The sequence below is a fragment of the Streptomyces sp. R44 genome (assembly GCF_041053105.1).
Lineage (GTDB): Bacteria > Actinomycetota > Actinomycetes > Streptomycetales > Streptomycetaceae > Streptomyces.
Genome location: NZ_CP163444.1, coordinates 8,100,436 through 8,116,868, shown reverse-complemented (window position 1 = coordinate 8,116,868; position 16,433 = coordinate 8,100,436). Strand labels below are relative to the sequence as shown.

At 72.9% G+C, this 16,433-nt stretch carries 9 protein-coding genes; 4 read left to right on the top strand and 5 right to left on the bottom strand.

Going from position 1 to position 16,433, the window contains the following annotated elements; all coding sequences use genetic code 11:
* The first annotated feature begins 153 nt into the window (after positions 1 to 153).
* The 4 genes from AB5J54_RS37575 (at position 154) to AB5J54_RS37560 (ending at position 6,815) form a co-directional block, all read left to right on the top strand.
* Complete coding sequence (locus AB5J54_RS37575) at positions 154 to 1,494, top strand: helix-turn-helix domain-containing protein (RefSeq protein WP_369148427.1); 1,341 nt, start codon at positions 154 to 156, stop codon at positions 1,492 to 1,494.
* 233 nt (positions 1,495 to 1,727) lie between these two features.
* Positions 1,728 to 3,416 carry a GMC oxidoreductase gene (locus tag AB5J54_RS37570; RefSeq protein WP_369148426.1) on the top strand — a complete coding sequence of 563 codons (1,689 nt, stop codon included), beginning with the start codon at positions 1,728 to 1,730 and terminating at the stop codon, positions 3,414 to 3,416.
* The gene (locus tag AB5J54_RS37565; protein ID WP_369148425.1) at positions 3,413 to 4,960 is read left to right on the top strand and encodes a patatin-like phospholipase family protein; all 1,548 of its coding nucleotides are present in this window, start codon (positions 3,413 to 3,415) and stop codon (positions 4,958 to 4,960) included. The genes AB5J54_RS37570 and AB5J54_RS37565 overlap by 4 nt, the downstream gene beginning before the upstream one ends.
* Positions 4,961 to 4,976: 16 nt before the next feature.
* A complete protein-coding gene (locus AB5J54_RS37560; protein WP_369148424.1) occupies positions 4,977 to 6,815 on the top strand; it encodes a hypothetical protein in 1,839 nt (612 codons plus the stop codon).
* On the opposite strand, the gene zapE is transcribed toward AB5J54_RS37560, so the two are convergent.
* From zapE to AB5J54_RS37535, 5 genes are all read right to left on the bottom strand, one after another.
* Entirely contained in the window at positions 6,772 to 7,908 is a 1,137-nt protein-coding gene (gene zapE, locus AB5J54_RS37555; RefSeq protein WP_369148423.1) for a cell division protein ZapE, read from the bottom strand. The two genes, AB5J54_RS37560 and zapE, sit on opposite strands and share 44 nt — an antisense overlap.
* Before the next feature lie 43 nt (positions 7,909 to 7,951).
* Entirely contained in the window at positions 7,952 to 10,519 is a 2,568-nt protein-coding gene (locus AB5J54_RS37550) for a PEP/pyruvate-binding domain-containing protein (protein ID WP_369148422.1), read from the bottom strand.
* Positions 10,520 to 10,591: 72 nt separating this feature from the next.
* Positions 10,592 to 11,380: a BTAD domain-containing putative transcriptional regulator gene (locus AB5J54_RS37545; protein ID WP_369148420.1), complete on the bottom strand. Its 789-nt coding sequence runs from the start codon at positions 11,378 to 11,380 to the stop codon at positions 10,592 to 10,594.
* Positions 11,381 to 11,501: 121 nt separating this feature from the next.
* Positions 11,502 to 14,957: a DUF4157 domain-containing protein gene (locus AB5J54_RS37540; RefSeq protein WP_369148419.1), complete on the bottom strand. Its 3,456-nt coding sequence runs from the start codon at positions 14,955 to 14,957 to the stop codon at positions 11,502 to 11,504.
* On the bottom strand, positions 14,954 to 16,414 hold the full coding sequence (locus tag AB5J54_RS37535) for a DUF6519 domain-containing protein (protein WP_369148418.1): 1,461 nt from the start codon (positions 16,412 to 16,414) through the stop codon (positions 14,954 to 14,956). The genes AB5J54_RS37540 and AB5J54_RS37535 overlap by 4 nt, the downstream gene beginning before the upstream one ends.
* Positions 16,415 to 16,433 lie beyond the last annotated feature (19 nt).

The following is a 16,433-nucleotide window of genomic DNA, read 5'->3' as shown; positions in this document are numbered from 1 at the left end:
TAAATCTGCTTAACCGGCCGCTTAAGCTAGGGGGTTGAGCGTCGGGGACACAAGGCCCCCGGCGGGACGAGCACGGTGGGCGAGCGACGTGGAACCGTCACGGCAGCGCTCTCACCGGCGAGGACAGGGGGAGGCACTGGCATGATGGAGCGCATGGCGAAGCGGGACGACCCCGAGATCATCGGCCGCAGGGTGCAACGGCTGCGGCACGAGCGGGGGCTGACACAGCGACAGCTGGCCGAGCCCTCCTACACGCCCGCCTATGTCTCCACCCTGGAGGCCGGCCGGGTGCGCCCTTCCGACGAGGCGCTGCGCCATCTCGCCGACCGGCTCGGCGTCGCCTTCGAGGAGCTCGCCACCGGGCGGCCCACCCATCTCGCCACCGACCTGCGGCTCCGGCTCACCGAGGCGCACCGTGTCCTCGCCGACGGCGAGGCCGAACAGGCGGCCCTCCAGTACGCCGAGCTGCTCGCGGAGGCCGTGACGCACGGGCTCGTCGACGAACGGGCCACCGCGCTGCTCGGACTCGGCGAATGCCGTCTCGACACCGGCGACCTCACGGCCGCCCGCGAACACTTCGAGCACGCCGAACAGGCCCTGGCCGAGGCCTCGCTGCCCGCCCGTGTCCCGGCCCGACGCGGCCGCGCCGTCACCCACTACCTGGCCGGCGAACTCCGCTACGCCGTCTACCTCCTGGAGTCCACGCTCGACGAGATCAACCGCGCCGGACTGCACGACCCGGACGCCCTGCTGCTGCTCCACACCGCCCTGATCAGCCCCTACATGGACATGGGTGCGCAGGCCCGCGCCGCCCAGGCCGCGGAGCTGGCCCTCGCCCTCGCCCCCCAGGCCGGGGACCCGGCGCTGATCGCCCGGATGCACCGCTCGGTCGCCCGCACCCTGCTCGCCGAGGGCAGGATCGCCGAGGCCGACGCCTCACTCGCCAAGGCCGCCGAGATGTACCACCAGCTGAAGATCCGTACGGAGCTCGCCAACTGCCGCTGGATGCGGGGGTACGTGTACGCGCAGAACGGCGAACTCTCGCGCGCCGAGGAGGAGTTGCGTGCCGCCCTGGCCATGCTCGCCTCCCACCGCGCCACCCTCTACAGCAGTCAGGTCACCGTCGAACTCGCCGACGTGCTGCACCGGCGCGGCGAGTCCGAGGAGGCGTCGAGCCTCCTCCGGGGGGTGGTCGGGGGGCTCTCCCCGGAACGCGGCGCGGTCCACGCGGCCGCCGCCCACCGGCTGCTCGGCATCATCGCCGAGGACGCCCGGGACACCGAGGCGGCCGAGGAGCACTACGTCCGCGCGCTGAGCCTCCTGGAACGGGCGGGCGCCGCGGGCGACCTCGCCGACCTGTGCCGGCTCCTCGGCGACCTGCTGCGCCGCACCGGCCGGGTGGAGGCGGCCCTCGACGCGTACCGCACGGGCCTCGGTCACCGCACGGCCGGCACCACCACGCTCGGCCCGGCACCCGCGCAGCCGCTCCTGTAGCGACGAGGAGCGACGAGGAGCAACCGGATGGTCGCGGATCGTGGCGTGCGGGCGCGGCGTCTACGCTCCCCGCCGAAGGCTCCGCCCTCACCACGTCGGTGACGACCGGCGCTTCGACATGCGCTTCACCACACACGGGTGAACCATGGAGAGAGGTCGTGCGCGCGGCAGCCGCAGACGAGGGGGGAAGTCAAGGCAACTGTTCCGGCTCCGGCTTCCAGTAGGTGGCGAGCGTGGACGTTTTCGATGCCGTCGTCGTCGGGTCGGGATTCGGCGGGTCCGTGACGGCGTATCGCCTGGCCGACGCCGGCCTCCGCGTCTGCGTCCTCGAAAGAGGCAAGCCGTTCCCGCCCGGGTCCTTTCCCCGCAGCCCCCACGAGGCGGCCAGGAACTTCTGGGACCCGGACTCCCGGTTGTACGGGATGTACGACATGTGGAGCTTCTCGACGATGGACGCGCTCGTGTCCAGTGGTCTCGGCGGGGGGTCGTTGATCTACGCGAACGTGCTGATCCGCAAGCCGGAGAGCTGGTTCGTGCACGAGGCGTTCGACGGCGGATACGAGAACTGGCCCGTCACCCGTGAGGACCTCGATCCGCACTACGGGGCCGTCGAGACCATGATGGGCGCGCGGCGGTACCCCTTCGACGTGGAGCCCTACCGGAGCACTCCCAAGACGCTCGCCATGCGCCAGGCCGCCGAGCGACTGGGACTGCCGTGGGAACTTCCGCTGCTGGCCGTCTCCTTCGGAGACCCCCCGGTGCCCGGCGCCCCCCTCGACGACGGCGCGGACAATCTGCACCACATGCCGCGGTATGCCTGCAAGCTCGTCGGCGAATGCGACCTCGGCTGCAACTTCGGCAGCAAGAACAGTCTGGACTTCACGTACCTCAGCGCCGCGCAGCGGCTCGGGGCGGACATCCGGACCCTCTGCGAGGTCCGCTCGTTCGAACGGGTCCGAGAGGGCTTCCAGGTCTCGTACCTCGAGCACCGCGCCGCCGGGGACGAGGATCCGTCGGCTCCTCCCGTACGGCGGACCGTCAGGGCCAGGCGGCTGATCCTCTCCGCGGGCACGCTCGGCACGACCTATCTGCTGTTGCGGAACCGCAGCGCCTTCCCGGCGCTCAGCCCGGCGCTCGGTACACACTTCTCCGGGAACGGGGACTTCCTCGGGATGGTGTTCAAAGCCCGGGAGGGGCGTCAGGACCGGCCCGGGGAAACGGTGCCGCGACTGCTCGAGCCGAGTTTCGGACCGGTCATCACGAGCGCGATGCACATGGACCGGAAGGGAAGCGGCGCTCGGGACCGCGGGTTCTACATCGAGGACGCCGGGTACCCCGAATTTCTCAACTGGCTCGTCGAGCACAACGTCCTCACCCTGTCCAACAGGGTCGCGAGATTCCTGCTGCGCCGAGGGTGGTCGCGGCTGACCGGGACCGCGCGCAGCCGGGTGGGGCGGCAGCTGGGTGACGCCATGGGCAAGGGCCTCTTCACCGCGACGTCCCTACCGCTGCTCGGCATGGGAAGGGACGTCCCCGACGGCCGGATGTTCCTCCGGGACGGGAATCTCGACCTGGACTGGAAACCGGCCGCCTCCGATCAGTACTTCGACCAGATGAACGAGACCATGGAGCGCGTGTCCCACAGCCTCGGCGGACACTACGCCGCGAATCCCCTGTGGTTGCTCAACCGCCTCATCACCGTGCATCCCGTGGGCGGCGCGCCGATGGGGCACACCCCGCGCGAAGGCGTCGTGGACTCCTACGGCCGTGTGTACGGCTGTCCGGGTCTGTCGATCGCCGACGGCTCGGTGCTGCCCGGACCCGTCGGTCCGAACCCCTCGCTCACCATCGCGGCGCTGGCCGACCGGTCGGCCGACCGCCTCATCGAGGACCAACGGCAGAACTCTGAGGGCCCCTCATGACGACCGGCCAGGGCGCCACGCCCCGCAGCGGATCCCCGCGCAGATCTCTCCTCCTCGCCGGCGGCGGGCTGAAGGTGGCCTACCAGGCGGGCGTCCTCCAGGTCCTGCTCGACGAGGCCGATCTGGCGTTCGACCACGCCGACGGCGCCAGTGGAGGCGTGTTCAACCTCGCGATGTACTGCCAGGGGATGTCCGGGCACCAGATCGCGGACAACTGGCGCAAGCTCTCGCCGCTGAAGGGCGTCACCCCGAACTGGCGCGAGCTCCCGAAGGGGCCCTACGCCCGCTCCCTCTTCACGCTGGACGGCTACCGGCGTCACGTCTTCCCGGACTGGGGTCTCGACTGGGAGCGGATCCGGGCCACCGACCGTGAGGCCACCTTCAACCTCTACAACTTCAGCGCCAACGAACTGGAGCCGGTGACCGCCGACCGCATGGACGAGGACCGGTTCTGTGCCGGGGTGGCGCTGCCCATGTGGTTCCCTCCGGTCGTCATCGACGGGCAGACGTACATCGACCCGGTCTATCTGACCGACGCGAACGTCGAGGAGGCGATCCGGCGGGGCTGCGACGAACTGTGGATCATCTGGACGGTCAGCCGGAGGCACCTCTGGCGCAACGGCTTCGTGGCCAACTACTTCCACATCATCGAGACGACGGCCAACGGCCGGCTGCAGCACTGGCTGCGCCGCATCGAGGCGAACAACGCCGCGATCGGCAACGGGGAGGAGGGAGAGTTCGGGCGCCCGATCGAGGTCCGGCTGCTGAGCGGCGAGGTCCCCCTGAACTACCTCATCAACTTCGGCCGCGACCGGTTCGCCCAGGCCGTGGAACTCGGAGTCCAGCACGCGCGCCGCTGGTGCACGGACCAGGGAATCCCCTGGAAGCCCGGTGAACCTCCCGGCCGCCCCGACGACCCGACCCGCCTGCGCTTCACCGAACGCATGGTCGGCCGTGTCGTCTTCGGGGCGGACGACGCCCGGAAGGCGGCCTCGTCGGCGGGCGGAGCCGCCGCCGACATCGCCCTGCACGTGACCGTCGACATCCGGGGAATGGACCGCTTCCTCGCCGGCCCGGAGCACGAGGCCGAGCTGCGCGGAGAGATCCACTGCGAGGAACTGGGCGGGCGCCTCCCGGTCGAGCGCGGAACCTTCCAGCTGTTCGTGGAGCACTCCGACCCGCAGCACCTGCGGATGCTCTACCGGCTCTTCTTCACCGACCGCGCCGGTCACCGGCTCACTCTCAGCGGCTACAAGGACGTCAGCGAGGACTCCCGTCGGGGCATCTGGAAGGACACCTCCGTCCTCCACACGCGCATCCTCCGTGGTCACGTCGATGCCGACGAGGAGTCCGGAGCCGAGTCGGTGGCCGCGGGGAGCGTGCACATCCGCCCCGCCGACTTCCTGAAACAGCTCACCACCTTCCGGGTCGAAGCACCGACACTGCCCGGCAGGGTGACCACCCTGGGGCGGTTCGGGCAGTTCTTCCTCGGCAAGCTGTGGGACGTGTACGCGCAGAACGTCCTGCCCTGGTCCCCGCTGTGACCGAGGAGGAGCCGACGTGGACTTCCAGGAACTGCGCGGACACGCGAAGGATCTCCGGTTCACTCCCCAGGGGCCGGTGCGCTGGCTCGCGCCGAAGGAGCTGGCGCGTACGGCGGTCAAGGTCTGCCTGGCCGCCGTCTTCGCCGACTACTCGGACAAACGAGAGATCCAGGGCGCGCTGGAGGCCGGTCTGCTGCGGGCGCCGTTGAGGGACCCCGACGCGGAGGAGCTCTGGATCGACTTCGTCGCGGACCTCGGCGACGGCTTCGAGGCGACGGCCTCGGTGGCCTTCGCCCTCGGGGCGGACCGACTGGCCGTCGACGGGCCCGGCCCGCTCCCCCGTGGCTCGCTGCTCGTCCTCGGCGGGGACCAGGTGTACCCGGTGGCGTCGGCGACCGCGTACGAGGACCGGATGAAGGGCCCCTACCGCGCGGCGCTCCCCTCGGCGCCGGACGAGCCGCTCATGGTCGCGCTGCCGGGCAACCACGACTGGTACGACGGACTCACCGCCTTCCTGCGGATGTTCACGCAGGAGAGCGTGATCGGCGGCTGGCAGACCCGGCAGACCCGGAGCTACTTCGCCGTGGAGCTGCCGCAGCGCTGGTGGCTCGTCGGTCTGGACAGCCAGCTCGGCACCTACTTCGACGATCCGCAGCGGCGCTACTTCGAGACGTACTTCTCGCCGCGACTGCGTCCGGGTGACGGCGTGATCGTCTGCTCGGCCGAGCCCACCTGGGTGAGGAGCGACGAGAGGCCCGACGCCTTCAACTCCCTGCACTGGTTCGACCGCAACATCGTGCGGTCCCGCTTCGACCGGACGACCCGGAAGCACGAGGAGACGGGAGCCTCGATCCGGCTGTGGCTGACCGGCGACAAGCACCACTACGCCCGCTACGCGGAGCGCCTGCCCGACGACGGGGCCGGGGCCGACGACGCCCTGCCCCCGGACCCCCGGCGGCGCCAGATGGTGACGTGCGGCCTGGGCGGGGCGTACCTCTCGTCCACCCACAGGCTCCCGAAGGTCCTGCCGCTGCCGCCGGCCACCTCGCGCATGCAGAAGAAGGACAAGCCGCCGACGGCCTTCGCCCTCGCCCAGCGCACGTACCCGGACGCGGCGGAGTCCCGCTCGCTCACCGGCGCGATCGCCAAGCCCTGGTCGCGGTACTGGCTCCCGCGGCGCAACCCCGGATTCGCCGTCCTGGCCGGGGCGGTGCAGATGGTGCTCGTCCTGATCGCGAGCGGCGCGTTCGCGCTGGCCGAGGGCCGGCACCATCCCGTCGGGGCCCTGCGGAACGCCGATGCCGACGACGTGCTCCGCCTGCTCTGCGCCAGTGCCGCCCTCTTCGTCCTGTCCTTCGTGATCGGCTGGGGCAGGGGTCTGCTGCGCGAACGGCGCCCCCGGGCCCCGTCCGGTCCGCTCGCGGCCGTACTGTTCCAGGCGGCGGTCGCCGCCGCGGCCCTGGCCGTCACCGTCGCCATCACCCGGTCGGTGCCGTCCTCCTGGAACGGCTTCGCGTTCGTGGCGATCCTGCTGGTCGTCGCCGCCGTGATGGGCGCCTGCCTGGGCTCCCAGCTCTTCGCCCTGTGGGTGCTGTGGACGAACCGTGGCCTGGTGGCCGACTGGCAGATGTCCGGGCAGTCCGTCGACGAACACAAGGGCTTCCTCCGGATGCACCTCGCACCGGACGGCACGCTCACCCTCTACCCGCTGGCACTCGACAAGACCTGCCGGAACTGGGAGTTCGCCGAGGTCGCGGACGAGGAGGGCACATGGAGGCGTCCGGTGCCCGAGCCGGCGCCGACGGTGCGGCTCATCGAGGAGCCGGTCGTGATCGCGCGGCACGGTCAGGGGTGACGGGAGGAGGAACCGGAGCTCGGTCCGTCCGCCGGAGCATCGCGAGGCGGCTTGCCGTGCGGTCCAGGTCGCGGGTGAGGGCCTGGCCGGCGGAGAGGCCGGTCAGGGGGTCGGCGCCGATGAGGACGAGCCGGACGTCACGGTCGCAGGCCACGTCGACGAGGTTCGCGAACCGCTGCCGTCCGTCCGCGGAGGCCTCGGCCAGCGGCGGCACACCGTCCAGGACCAGGGTGGGGAACCGTTCGGCGAGGGCGAGGTAGTCGGGCACTCCCGTCGCGGCCTCGCACAGGGCGTCGAAGGCGAGCCAGACGAGCTCTCCGCGCACCGCGCGGGCCGGCAGCTCCCGCAGATGGGCCTGGACGGCGGTGGCCTCCGCGGGCTCCGGGGCGGGGAGGCCCAGCTCATCCAGGCCGGGGTCGCCCGGAGGCAGACACAGGCCCGTCGCGAACCGGCGGCCGCCGTCCGCCGCGGCGGGCGCCGCGACGCGGCGGAAGTCCACCGGCCCCGTGACGTCCAGGACGTCCATCCGCTCCTCGATGAGCTGGATGGTCGGCTCGAACAGGTGGTGATAGAGCGGGTCCGGCATCAGTCCGGCGGGCGGGTAGTTCGAGGTGGTGACCAGGGTGATCCGGCGGTCGAGCAGCGTGCGGAACAGGCGCGCGATCAGCATCGCGTCGCCCGCGTCGTGTGCGTGGAACTCGTCGAAGACCAGGACCCTGCTGTCGCCGATCAGCTCGTCGAGTGCGCTGTCGACGGCGCTCTGTCCGTCGTGGCGGGCGCCCGGCCGGGTCACCCCGTCGTGCAGCCGGCGGAAGAAGTCGTGGAAGTGCAGGCGGCGCTTGCGCGGGGTGGGCAGTCCTTCGTAGAAGGTGTCCACGAGCCAGGACTTCCCCCGGCCGACCGGGCCCCAGACGTAGAGGTCGCGGGGCGGCCTGGGGAAGGTCCAGGCCGGCCGGGCGAGTTCGGCGGCCAGGTGGGCGAGCCGTTCGACGGCGGCCTCCTGCGCGGGGGCGACCGAGAAGCCGCGTCGTGCCGCGGCCTCATGGAAGTGGCGGCGCATGGCCTGGGCGTGCTGGGGCACCGGTGGGTTCATCCGTTCGTACGCTGGGGGTTCGGTCAGGCGGTCGGCCGAGGCATCACACGGGTTCGGGTGCCGTCGTCGCCTCCAGGACGTCGACGGTCCCGCGGCCGCCGTCCACCCGGATCCTGTCCCCCGTCCGGATGCGTGTCGTGGCGTTCCCGCAGCCCACCACGGCCGGGATGCCGAGCTCCCGGGCCACGATCGAGGCGTGCGAGAGGTTCGCGCCGACATCCGTCACGATCGCCGAGATCCTTGTGAACAGCGGCGTCCAGCCGATGTTGGTCACCGTGGTGACCAGGATCTCGCCCGGCCGGACGGCCTCGCCCTGCTCGATGCCGGCGACGACCCGGGCGATGCCCTCCACCACCCCGGCGGACGCGGGCGAGCCCGCGACCGTGTCCGTGGCGGGCGTCGTGTCGTGGGCGTCGAACAGGTCGGCCCGCCGGTTCGGGTCGGCGGCCCAGACATCCGGGTCGAACTCGCCCCGGATCAGGGTCGGGTAGACGGGGAGCGCGCGATAGGTCTCGTACGCGGCGCGGCGGGCCGGCACCGCGGCGAGCGGGGCCCGGTCGCCGCCGAGGACGGTGAGGATCTCCTCGCGGGACAGGAAGAACAGGTCCTCCCCCGCCCCGCTGATCTCTCCGGCGCGCAGGACGAACGTGCGCAGCAGCCAGAAGACGCGGGCTACCTCGGTGCGGGCGGCCTCCCGCAGGCGTGCCGAGGCGGCCCAGGTGTTCACCGCGGCGCGGATGCCCGCCACCCGCCGGGGGTGTGCGACGGCCAGGCGCTCCCACGCCGCCGCGCGGGCCGCCGTCTGCCGTCCGATCCGCAGTGCGGCGTCCTCCTCCACCGTGCTCAGGGCGGCGAGCTGCCGGTCGATCCACCGCGCGTCCTCGGCGGGCCGCGGGAGGGACACCTCGAACTCGTGCGGGCCGCGGTGCCCGTAGGCGCGGGTGTAGGCGTCGCGGTCGGTCTCGCCGCGGGCGAGCCGTTCCAGGCCGAGCAGCGGCCCCATACTGGCCAGTTCGCCCTCGTCGCCGAGGCCGGTGGTCATGAGGTCGGCGGCCTCTTCGCCCACCAGGGACTCCAGGGTGCCGCGTACCCTGACCAGGGAGTCGCCGCCCTGGCGGGTGGCGGCCTGGAGCATGTGGCAGCAGCGCCGGAAGTACGGAGCCACCTCCGTCGCCCACAGTGCCGACAGGTCCCCCGCGGTCTCCGCGCCGGCGACGCGGGCCCGCAGCGCCTCGCAGCGTTCGGGCGCCTCCTCCAGGAACGCGGGCAGCAGCTTCCCGTTCGCGCGGATGCGGCTCATCACCGCGAACGCCTCGCCGAGGGTGTCGCGCCAGACCCGCAGCCGGGACGCGGGCAGCAGCGGAACGGCCACGCCCTCCGGAAGACGACCGAACACCAGCTCGTTGGCCCGGGCGAACTTCCGGCCCTGCCCGAACGCCGCCGCGAGGGTGGCCGTGACGCTGAGGTTCATGTAGAAGCGGCCGCCGATGTTCCCGTACATCGGGCGTCCCTCCAGGGTGGCCCCGACCATGACGTCGCCCATGAACGCCTTGACGAACGACCAGGTCGCGGGCGTCATCACGTCCGGGACGGCCTCGCCCAGGTTGGCGCTCGTCCACAGCGAGTCGGTGCCGGTGCTGTCGTTCCACACCTCGGGCCCGGGCTCCGCGACCGTGGTGATCGGGCGTGCCTGGAGGATGCGGAAGGCACCTGCCTCGCGCGCCCACTCGACATCGCGGGGCTCCCCGTACAGTTCCTCGATCGCGAGCCCGAGCCGAGCCAGTTCACCGGCCTCCGCGGCGGTGAGGACCGGAGCCTCGCGCCGGTCGGCGGGGACCGGACGCTCGGCGGTGCCGTCGGCGGTGGGGACGGTCATCACCTCCTTGGCGGCGACACGTTCCTCCACGACGGACAGGTCCGCCCGGTCGACGACCAGGGTGTCCGGGGTGACCAGTCCGCTGACGACGGCTTCGCCCAGTCCCCAGGCGGCGTTGACCACGAGCCGGTCGGCCCGCCCGCCGAGCGGGTCGACGGTGAACATCACCCCGGCGGCGTCGGCGGCCACCAGCTCCTGCACCACCACGGCGAGCGAGACGTCCTCGTGCGCGATGCCCGCCCTGGCCCGGTACGCGAGGGCGCGGTCGGTCCACAGGGAGGCCCAGCAGCGGCGGACGGCAGCTAGCAGGGCGCTCTCGCCGGTGATGTTCAGGTACGTGTCCTGCTGGCCGGCGAAGGACAGGTCGGGCAGGTCCTCCGCCGTGGCCGAGGACCGCACGGCGACCGTGCGGGCGCCGTCACCGAGTTCCGCGTACGCCTTCGAGACGGCCCGCTCCAGAGCGGCGGGGAGCGGGCCCTCGTCGAACAGCGCCCGGATGCGGGCACCCGCGCCGGTGTCCGGGCCGTCGTCCGGTCCGGACGCGACGGCGAGTTCGGCGCGGATGCGGTCCGCCACCCCGGTCGAGGAGACGAACTCCTGGTAGGCGGCGGTCGTCACATGGAACCCGCCCGGCACCGGAAGCCCGCCGCGCGCGAGCTCGGACAGCGCCGCCCCCTTGCCCCCGGCCGTCTCCAGTGTCGCGGCGGCAGCGTCCAACGGCAGCACGAAGTCCATGCTCTGATCCCCCCACTCGACCTCTGCGAAGACATCATGATCACATCAGGGAGCGCCCCTCGGACAGACCTGTCACATGACGGGGCGGACGCGGCCCGGGTCGGGGAGGGGCGGCGGCGGAGAGGGGCGGACGAGGCGGGGTGGGCGGCGGAGGACGGACGGGGGGAGCATCGCGGTGAACTGCGGGGAGGGTTCGATGGACAGTTCCTCGCGGACCAGGGCGCGGAAGGTCTCGTAGTGGCGGACGGCCTCGGCGGTGTTGTGCTCGGCGAGGTGGACGGCGACGACCGCCCGGTGTGCGCTCTCGCGCAGGGGATCGATGCCCACGCAGATCAGCGCGGCGTCGAGGGCGAGCGCGTGGCGGCCGTCCCGGGACAGACGGGCGCTCAGCGCCTCCAGCGCGTGCAGCCGCAGTTGGCGCAGCCGTTCGCGTTCGACGACCACCCACTCCTCGTCCCATCCGGGCAGCAGGTCGCCGGCGGCCAGCAGGCCGAGGCCCGCCTCGTCGCGCGGTTCCGCGTCGTTCACCACCGACAGGGCGGCACGGACGCACACGCGCACGTCGACCGTGACGTCCTCGGACAGCGACAGCACCTCGCCACGGCTCTCGACGACCCCGGCGCCGGCGCGGCGCAGCCGCCACAGCGCGGAGCGCAGGCTGCCCTGCGCATGGGCCTCGGTGGCGTGGGGCCACATGGTGCCGGCGAGGATGCCGCGGGTGGTGCACCGGTTGAGCCCCAGGAAGGCCAGCACCCGCTGCCCGGGGGCTTCGACGCCCGCTCGCCCGCCGTCCGCGAGGTCGAGGCCGAAGGTGCCGAGCAGGCGCAGTGCGGGCACCGGAAGTGACAGGTCCTTGGCCATCCCTCTCCCCGTCGCCGCAGGTCGTCCGCCGGACGGCGCTGCGCGGCCCGGCGTCTGCGCACTACCCTCTCCGGCCCCGGCCAAGCGACTCGAAAGGGTGATCCCGCGCCCCCGTCAGCGGTCAGCGGCCGCGGACCGTCGCCTGGATCCAGTCCTGGATCGTCTTCGTCAGCTCGGCGTCCTTGGCCGCCCACTTCTCGATGACATCGGGCCCGTAGTAGTACCCGGCCTGCTTCCACGTCCGCCAGCTGCGGTCGCCCTTGGAAGCGTTCGCGAGGGCGTCCATGCGCACGAGGTTGTCCTCGCGGACGGCGAGGGCCCTGATCTCATGGGGTCTCAGCTTCTCGAAGCCCGGCATCTCGGAGATGCGCTGGAGCGAGACGACGTGATCGACGTCGAGCCCGGAGGGGGTCCGCAGCAGCGGTCCCACCTGGTCGGTCTTCGCGACCGCGACCGCGGCCTTCTCCCGTGAGGCGTTGAAGTACTGCCGCATCCGGACCGTCGGCCTGACCCGTGCGGCCTCCGCGAGCTCCTGCGCCGCGTCCAGGCCGTGCCGGGCACGGGTGAGCTCTCCTTCGCGCAGCACCCTGCCCTGGTCCGGGCCGCTGCGGACGACCTCGTCGTCGAGCTCTCTCAGCCGGGCGTCGATCTCCCCGATCCGCTCGGTGTCGACCGCGCCCGAGGGCGTCCTCGGCCGGGCCGCCCGCTCGGCGAGCAGTCCGGCCCTCTCCTGGCCCAGATCCGCGAGAAGCTCGCTCGCCTCGCCGAGCCTCGCCTCGGCCCGGACCTGCTGGGGAGTCGGCGGCCGCCACTCCTTCATGTCCTTCATGAGCGCTTCGAAGGCGCTCTGGCCCGCCTCCCGTTCGTCGGCGAGCCGGTCCACGTACCGCAGGGCCGTGGCGTCGTCCATGCCCGTGCGTTCGGCCGTCGCGACGATCTTCTGGAGCCGGCCGAACGCCGTCTCGAGTTCGGCCCGCGTCGCCGCGGACATCTGGGTGACATCGCCCATGAGCGCGTAGAGCCGCGGCTCCTTGCGGAATCTGGCGAGTGTCCTCACCCCCGTCTTGAGGCCGTAGTAGACGGCCTTGTACCAGTCCGGGTTGAAGATCGGCAGCGATCCGAGCTTTCCCATGGCCCGGCCCACCGCCGTCTCGAACGCGAGCTTCGCGGCGCCGGCCTCCTGGACCGCGGCCTTGACCTCCGGCGTCAGGTCCTCGACCGTCCGGATCCGGGCGCTGAGCGCCTGGTAGCGAGTGGTGGCCGTCTCGATGTCCGTGGCCGCGGAGAACTCGCGCAGCGGCCCTTCGAGCGCGGTGAGGCCCTTCGCCGACATCTTCAGCAGGGCGCCCGTCGTCATCCCGAGGTCGACGGCGGCCGCGGCGACGGCGACCCCCACCCAGAACAGCGACGGCTCCTCCGAGAGGAAGGCCAGTCGGTACTCGACGGCCTCCTTGCGGTACTCCTCGATCGCCTCGATCGCCTGGTACCCGCTGATCGCCGTGTTCGCGACCAGAGCGGCCGCCGCCAGCCAGCCCCCGCCCGGCACCAGCGCCATCAGTACGACGGAGATGATGCCGACGACGACGGCGGAGAAGATGTGCCGTTGGCGGACCGCCTCCAGGTGGTCGCGGACGATCCAGGCGTAGATCGTGTCCTCGTCCACCCCTTGGGTCCGCTTGGTCGCCTCGACGAGCGGCGACTGGCTGAACACCCGCTCGGGGTCGTCGATGAACTCGCGGCGGGCCCTGCCCGTGTCCGCGAGCCGCTCCGCCGTCACGTCGAGCAGGTACTGCCGGGCGGCGGGGGCGTCGAGCCGCGTCAGCTTCTCGCGGTCGGTGGCCCGGCCCAGCTGTTCGGGGTCGACGAGCGGGTCGTCGCCGGAGGCGGTCACCACCGCCGCCGCGGCCGAGCCGCGCAGCGAGGCGGCCTCCTCGCGGTGGCGGAAGGCCTCCTGGTGGGCACGGAGCCGCTCGCGCATCGACTCGGGGTCCGCCGTCGACTCGATGAGCCGGGCGAGGGATTCCTGCTCGGCCGCCGCCGTGTACTGGGCGCCCGCCTGCGTCGCCGCGATGCCGGCGACCATCTTCTCCGCGTATCCGGGGCTGTTCAGCCGCAGCCGCTCCTCGTAGAGGAGGTGGTCGTAGCGGGCCAGGACGTCGAGGCCGAGCTGGACGGCCTCGGACCTGAACCGCAGCCGGTACGTCTCCATCGCGGCGAGGAACGCCGCCTCGTCGGCGAAGCCGTGCCGTGCGAGGCCTTCCTGGAAGCGGGTTCCGGCCTCCTGCAGTTCGGCCGGCGCGCCTGCGGAGACTCCCGCGTAGGGCCCCATGGCGAAGACCGCCGCCGCCCGCAGGCGGTTGCGGCGGGCCCACAGCTCGTACAGGTCCTCGCAGCCGAAGAGGGTCGCCTCCGCCTCCCTGGTCCGGAGCGCCTCGTTCTCCCGGGCGTGTTGCTGGACCGTGAACCTCTCGATCGAGGCGTCGAGTTCGGACCAGTCGTTCGTGCCCGCGTTGACGCGGCTGAGGTACTCCGCCCGCTGCGCCTGGTCCAGCGCGCTCAGCTTCCGTGCGATCCGCAGGACGGTCTCGTACTCCGCCGGGGCCAGGGTCCGCGTGCCGCTGAACAGGACGCGCCGGATGTCCTCGGGCAGCGCCGCCATCTCCCGGCGCTGTTCGTGCTCCTGGAGGACGTCGGCCCGGGCGCCCAGCCACCGCGCGCGCAGTGGGGCGTCCTCGGGGCCGGTGCCCAGCTTCGTTCCCGGCGCGAGGCCGCTCTCGCGCCAGAACCGGACGTTCGCCTCCTCGTTGACCTGGGCCTGCTCGGCCGGGGCCAGGCGTTCCGCGGCGGCCTGCGTGACGTCGGTGACGCGCAGCTGGATTTCTCCCCTGCGGACGTCGTCGGCGGTCGCCGACCGGACGCGCCCGGCTTCCCAGTGCCACCAGGCGAGGCGCCGGTCGACCTCCTGCTCGCTCGTGGCCCGGTAGTACTGCCGGACGAACTCGCGCAGCAGCTCCGGCGGGGACATCACGCGCGTCACTTTCAGCGGGAACAGCCGGGCGGCGGGGGTCTTCGGTTTCGGCGGGGCCTGGGGTTTGAGATGGACCGTGCCGTGGCCCTCGCCACGGGCCTGCTGCGCCACGTGGGCCAGTTCGTGGGCGAGCAGGCGGCGCCCGGACGCCGAGGCGGGGTCCTCGCCGCCGCCGCAGACGATGTGCGGGCCGGTCGTGTACGCCCGGGCGCCGAGGGCGGCGGCCGACTCGGCGGCCTGCCTGCCGGTGTGCACGCGGACGTGCGTGAGGTCCCAGCCCAGCCGGGACTCCATCTCGCGCCGTGTGTGCGCGTCCAGGGGCGCGCCGGCGGAGCCGGGCGGAGGAGGGGCGGACACGGGCAGCGGCGGCATCGGACGCACCGGCCCCGCGTCGCCCGCCGTGCGACGGTCCGCGAGGGTCCCGGCGAACCGGTCCGCCTCGGCCTCCAGGCGGTGGTCCACCGCGGGCGCCGCCTTCGCCGCCCGGCGCTCCAGGCCGTGCAGCGGCGCCGGCGTCCGCTGGTGGCCGGCATCGGGGGACGGGCTCACGGGAACAGGGGCGTGAAGACGGGCACGAGGGGGACGGGGTCGCCCTGGGCGGGCACGTAGGCCAGCGGTGCGTACCGGTAGACCACACCGTGCGGCTCCACGGCGGCCGGGCCTTCCGGGTCCTGCGGCCAGAGCACGTCGCCGGAGACGGTACGGGCCGGCACGAGCCAGTGGTCTCCGCGCCGGAAACGGGGCGGCTTGTGCGCCGCCTTCTTGGGAAGGTCGTCCGGCGCCGGCGGGGCGCTGAACCGCACCTCGACGCCGTCCTCCAGCGGAATCCACGTGTCGAGGACGACCGGCAGGGCGTCCGCTCCCGGCGGCGGGCGGTGGTCCCACCTGCGCAGGTACGGGTGCAGCTCGGGATCTCCGGTCACGGCCGGGGCCGGGGGCTCGGCACCGGGGGCGGCGTCGTTCGGGTCGGCGTCCAGCGTCACGGTCCGGCCGGCCACGTCCAGGGCGGTGATCCGGTGGATGCGCGGCGCGGGGGCGGTCGGCAGGTCGTCCGCCGCCCGTACGGCCGTGGCGTCGTCGAGCAGTTCGACCCAGTCACCCACGTCGAGGCCGAGGCTGCCGTCCCGCCCCCAGGACTCCAGGGTCACGACGGGGCCGGCGACCCGGGCGACCGGGAAGGCGACGGAGGCGTTCTCCCGGGACCAGACGAAGGTGGCGGTGTCCGGTTCGGCGGCCTTTCCCCTGGCCGCCGCTCCCCGCTTGCGGGCCGCGGGCACGGGGTGGAGGTGGGTGTGGTCGTCGCCGGGCCGGGCGCCGACGCCGGAGGTGTGGATCTGCACCCGGTAGAGCTGGTTCTCCGGTCCGCGGTACCGGGCTTCGGGGGCGATGACGCACGGTTCGGCGGGACCTGTGCGGTCGTCCCCGGTGCGGGCGGCCATCCGGCCCTTCGGCCCGTGCAGGCGGGCCAGCCAGGTGCGCAGGGCGTCCGCCGCTCCGGAGCTGCCGGGGTCGTCGTTCCCGTACGGGTGCAGGGCGACCTGCCAGACCACCTTGGCGCGGGCCGCGGTGTCGGGGCCGGTGGCGCCGAGCGCGACCTCGCGGATCGACGGGTCCTGGATCGCGGTGATCTCACGCTCCCAGGCCCGCAGGTACACCCCGAAGGGGCCGTCGGGGACCGCGCCTCGGTCCGGGTCGACGTAGCCCTCGGGCTGGCCGAGGTACGTGGTCTCCTCGCCGCTCTCGACGAGCAGCCCGTCGACGTACAGGCGTCCGGGCCCGATCAGCAGGTCCGCGTCCGGGTCGTCCGGCACCCGGGAGACGTCGAACCCGGGAGCGGACTCGGGGCGGGCGGTGGGCCCGAGCACGTCGGCGACGACGGTGCGCAGGTAGTGCAGGAGGACCTGTGTCTGTTCGTTGGCGTCGGCGTCGAGCGTGACGCGGCCCTGCTGGTGGATGAGGCGGGAGTAGTGCTTGGACGGGTCGAACGAGACGCGTGAGATGTCCACGGCCATGGTGTGCGTGCCT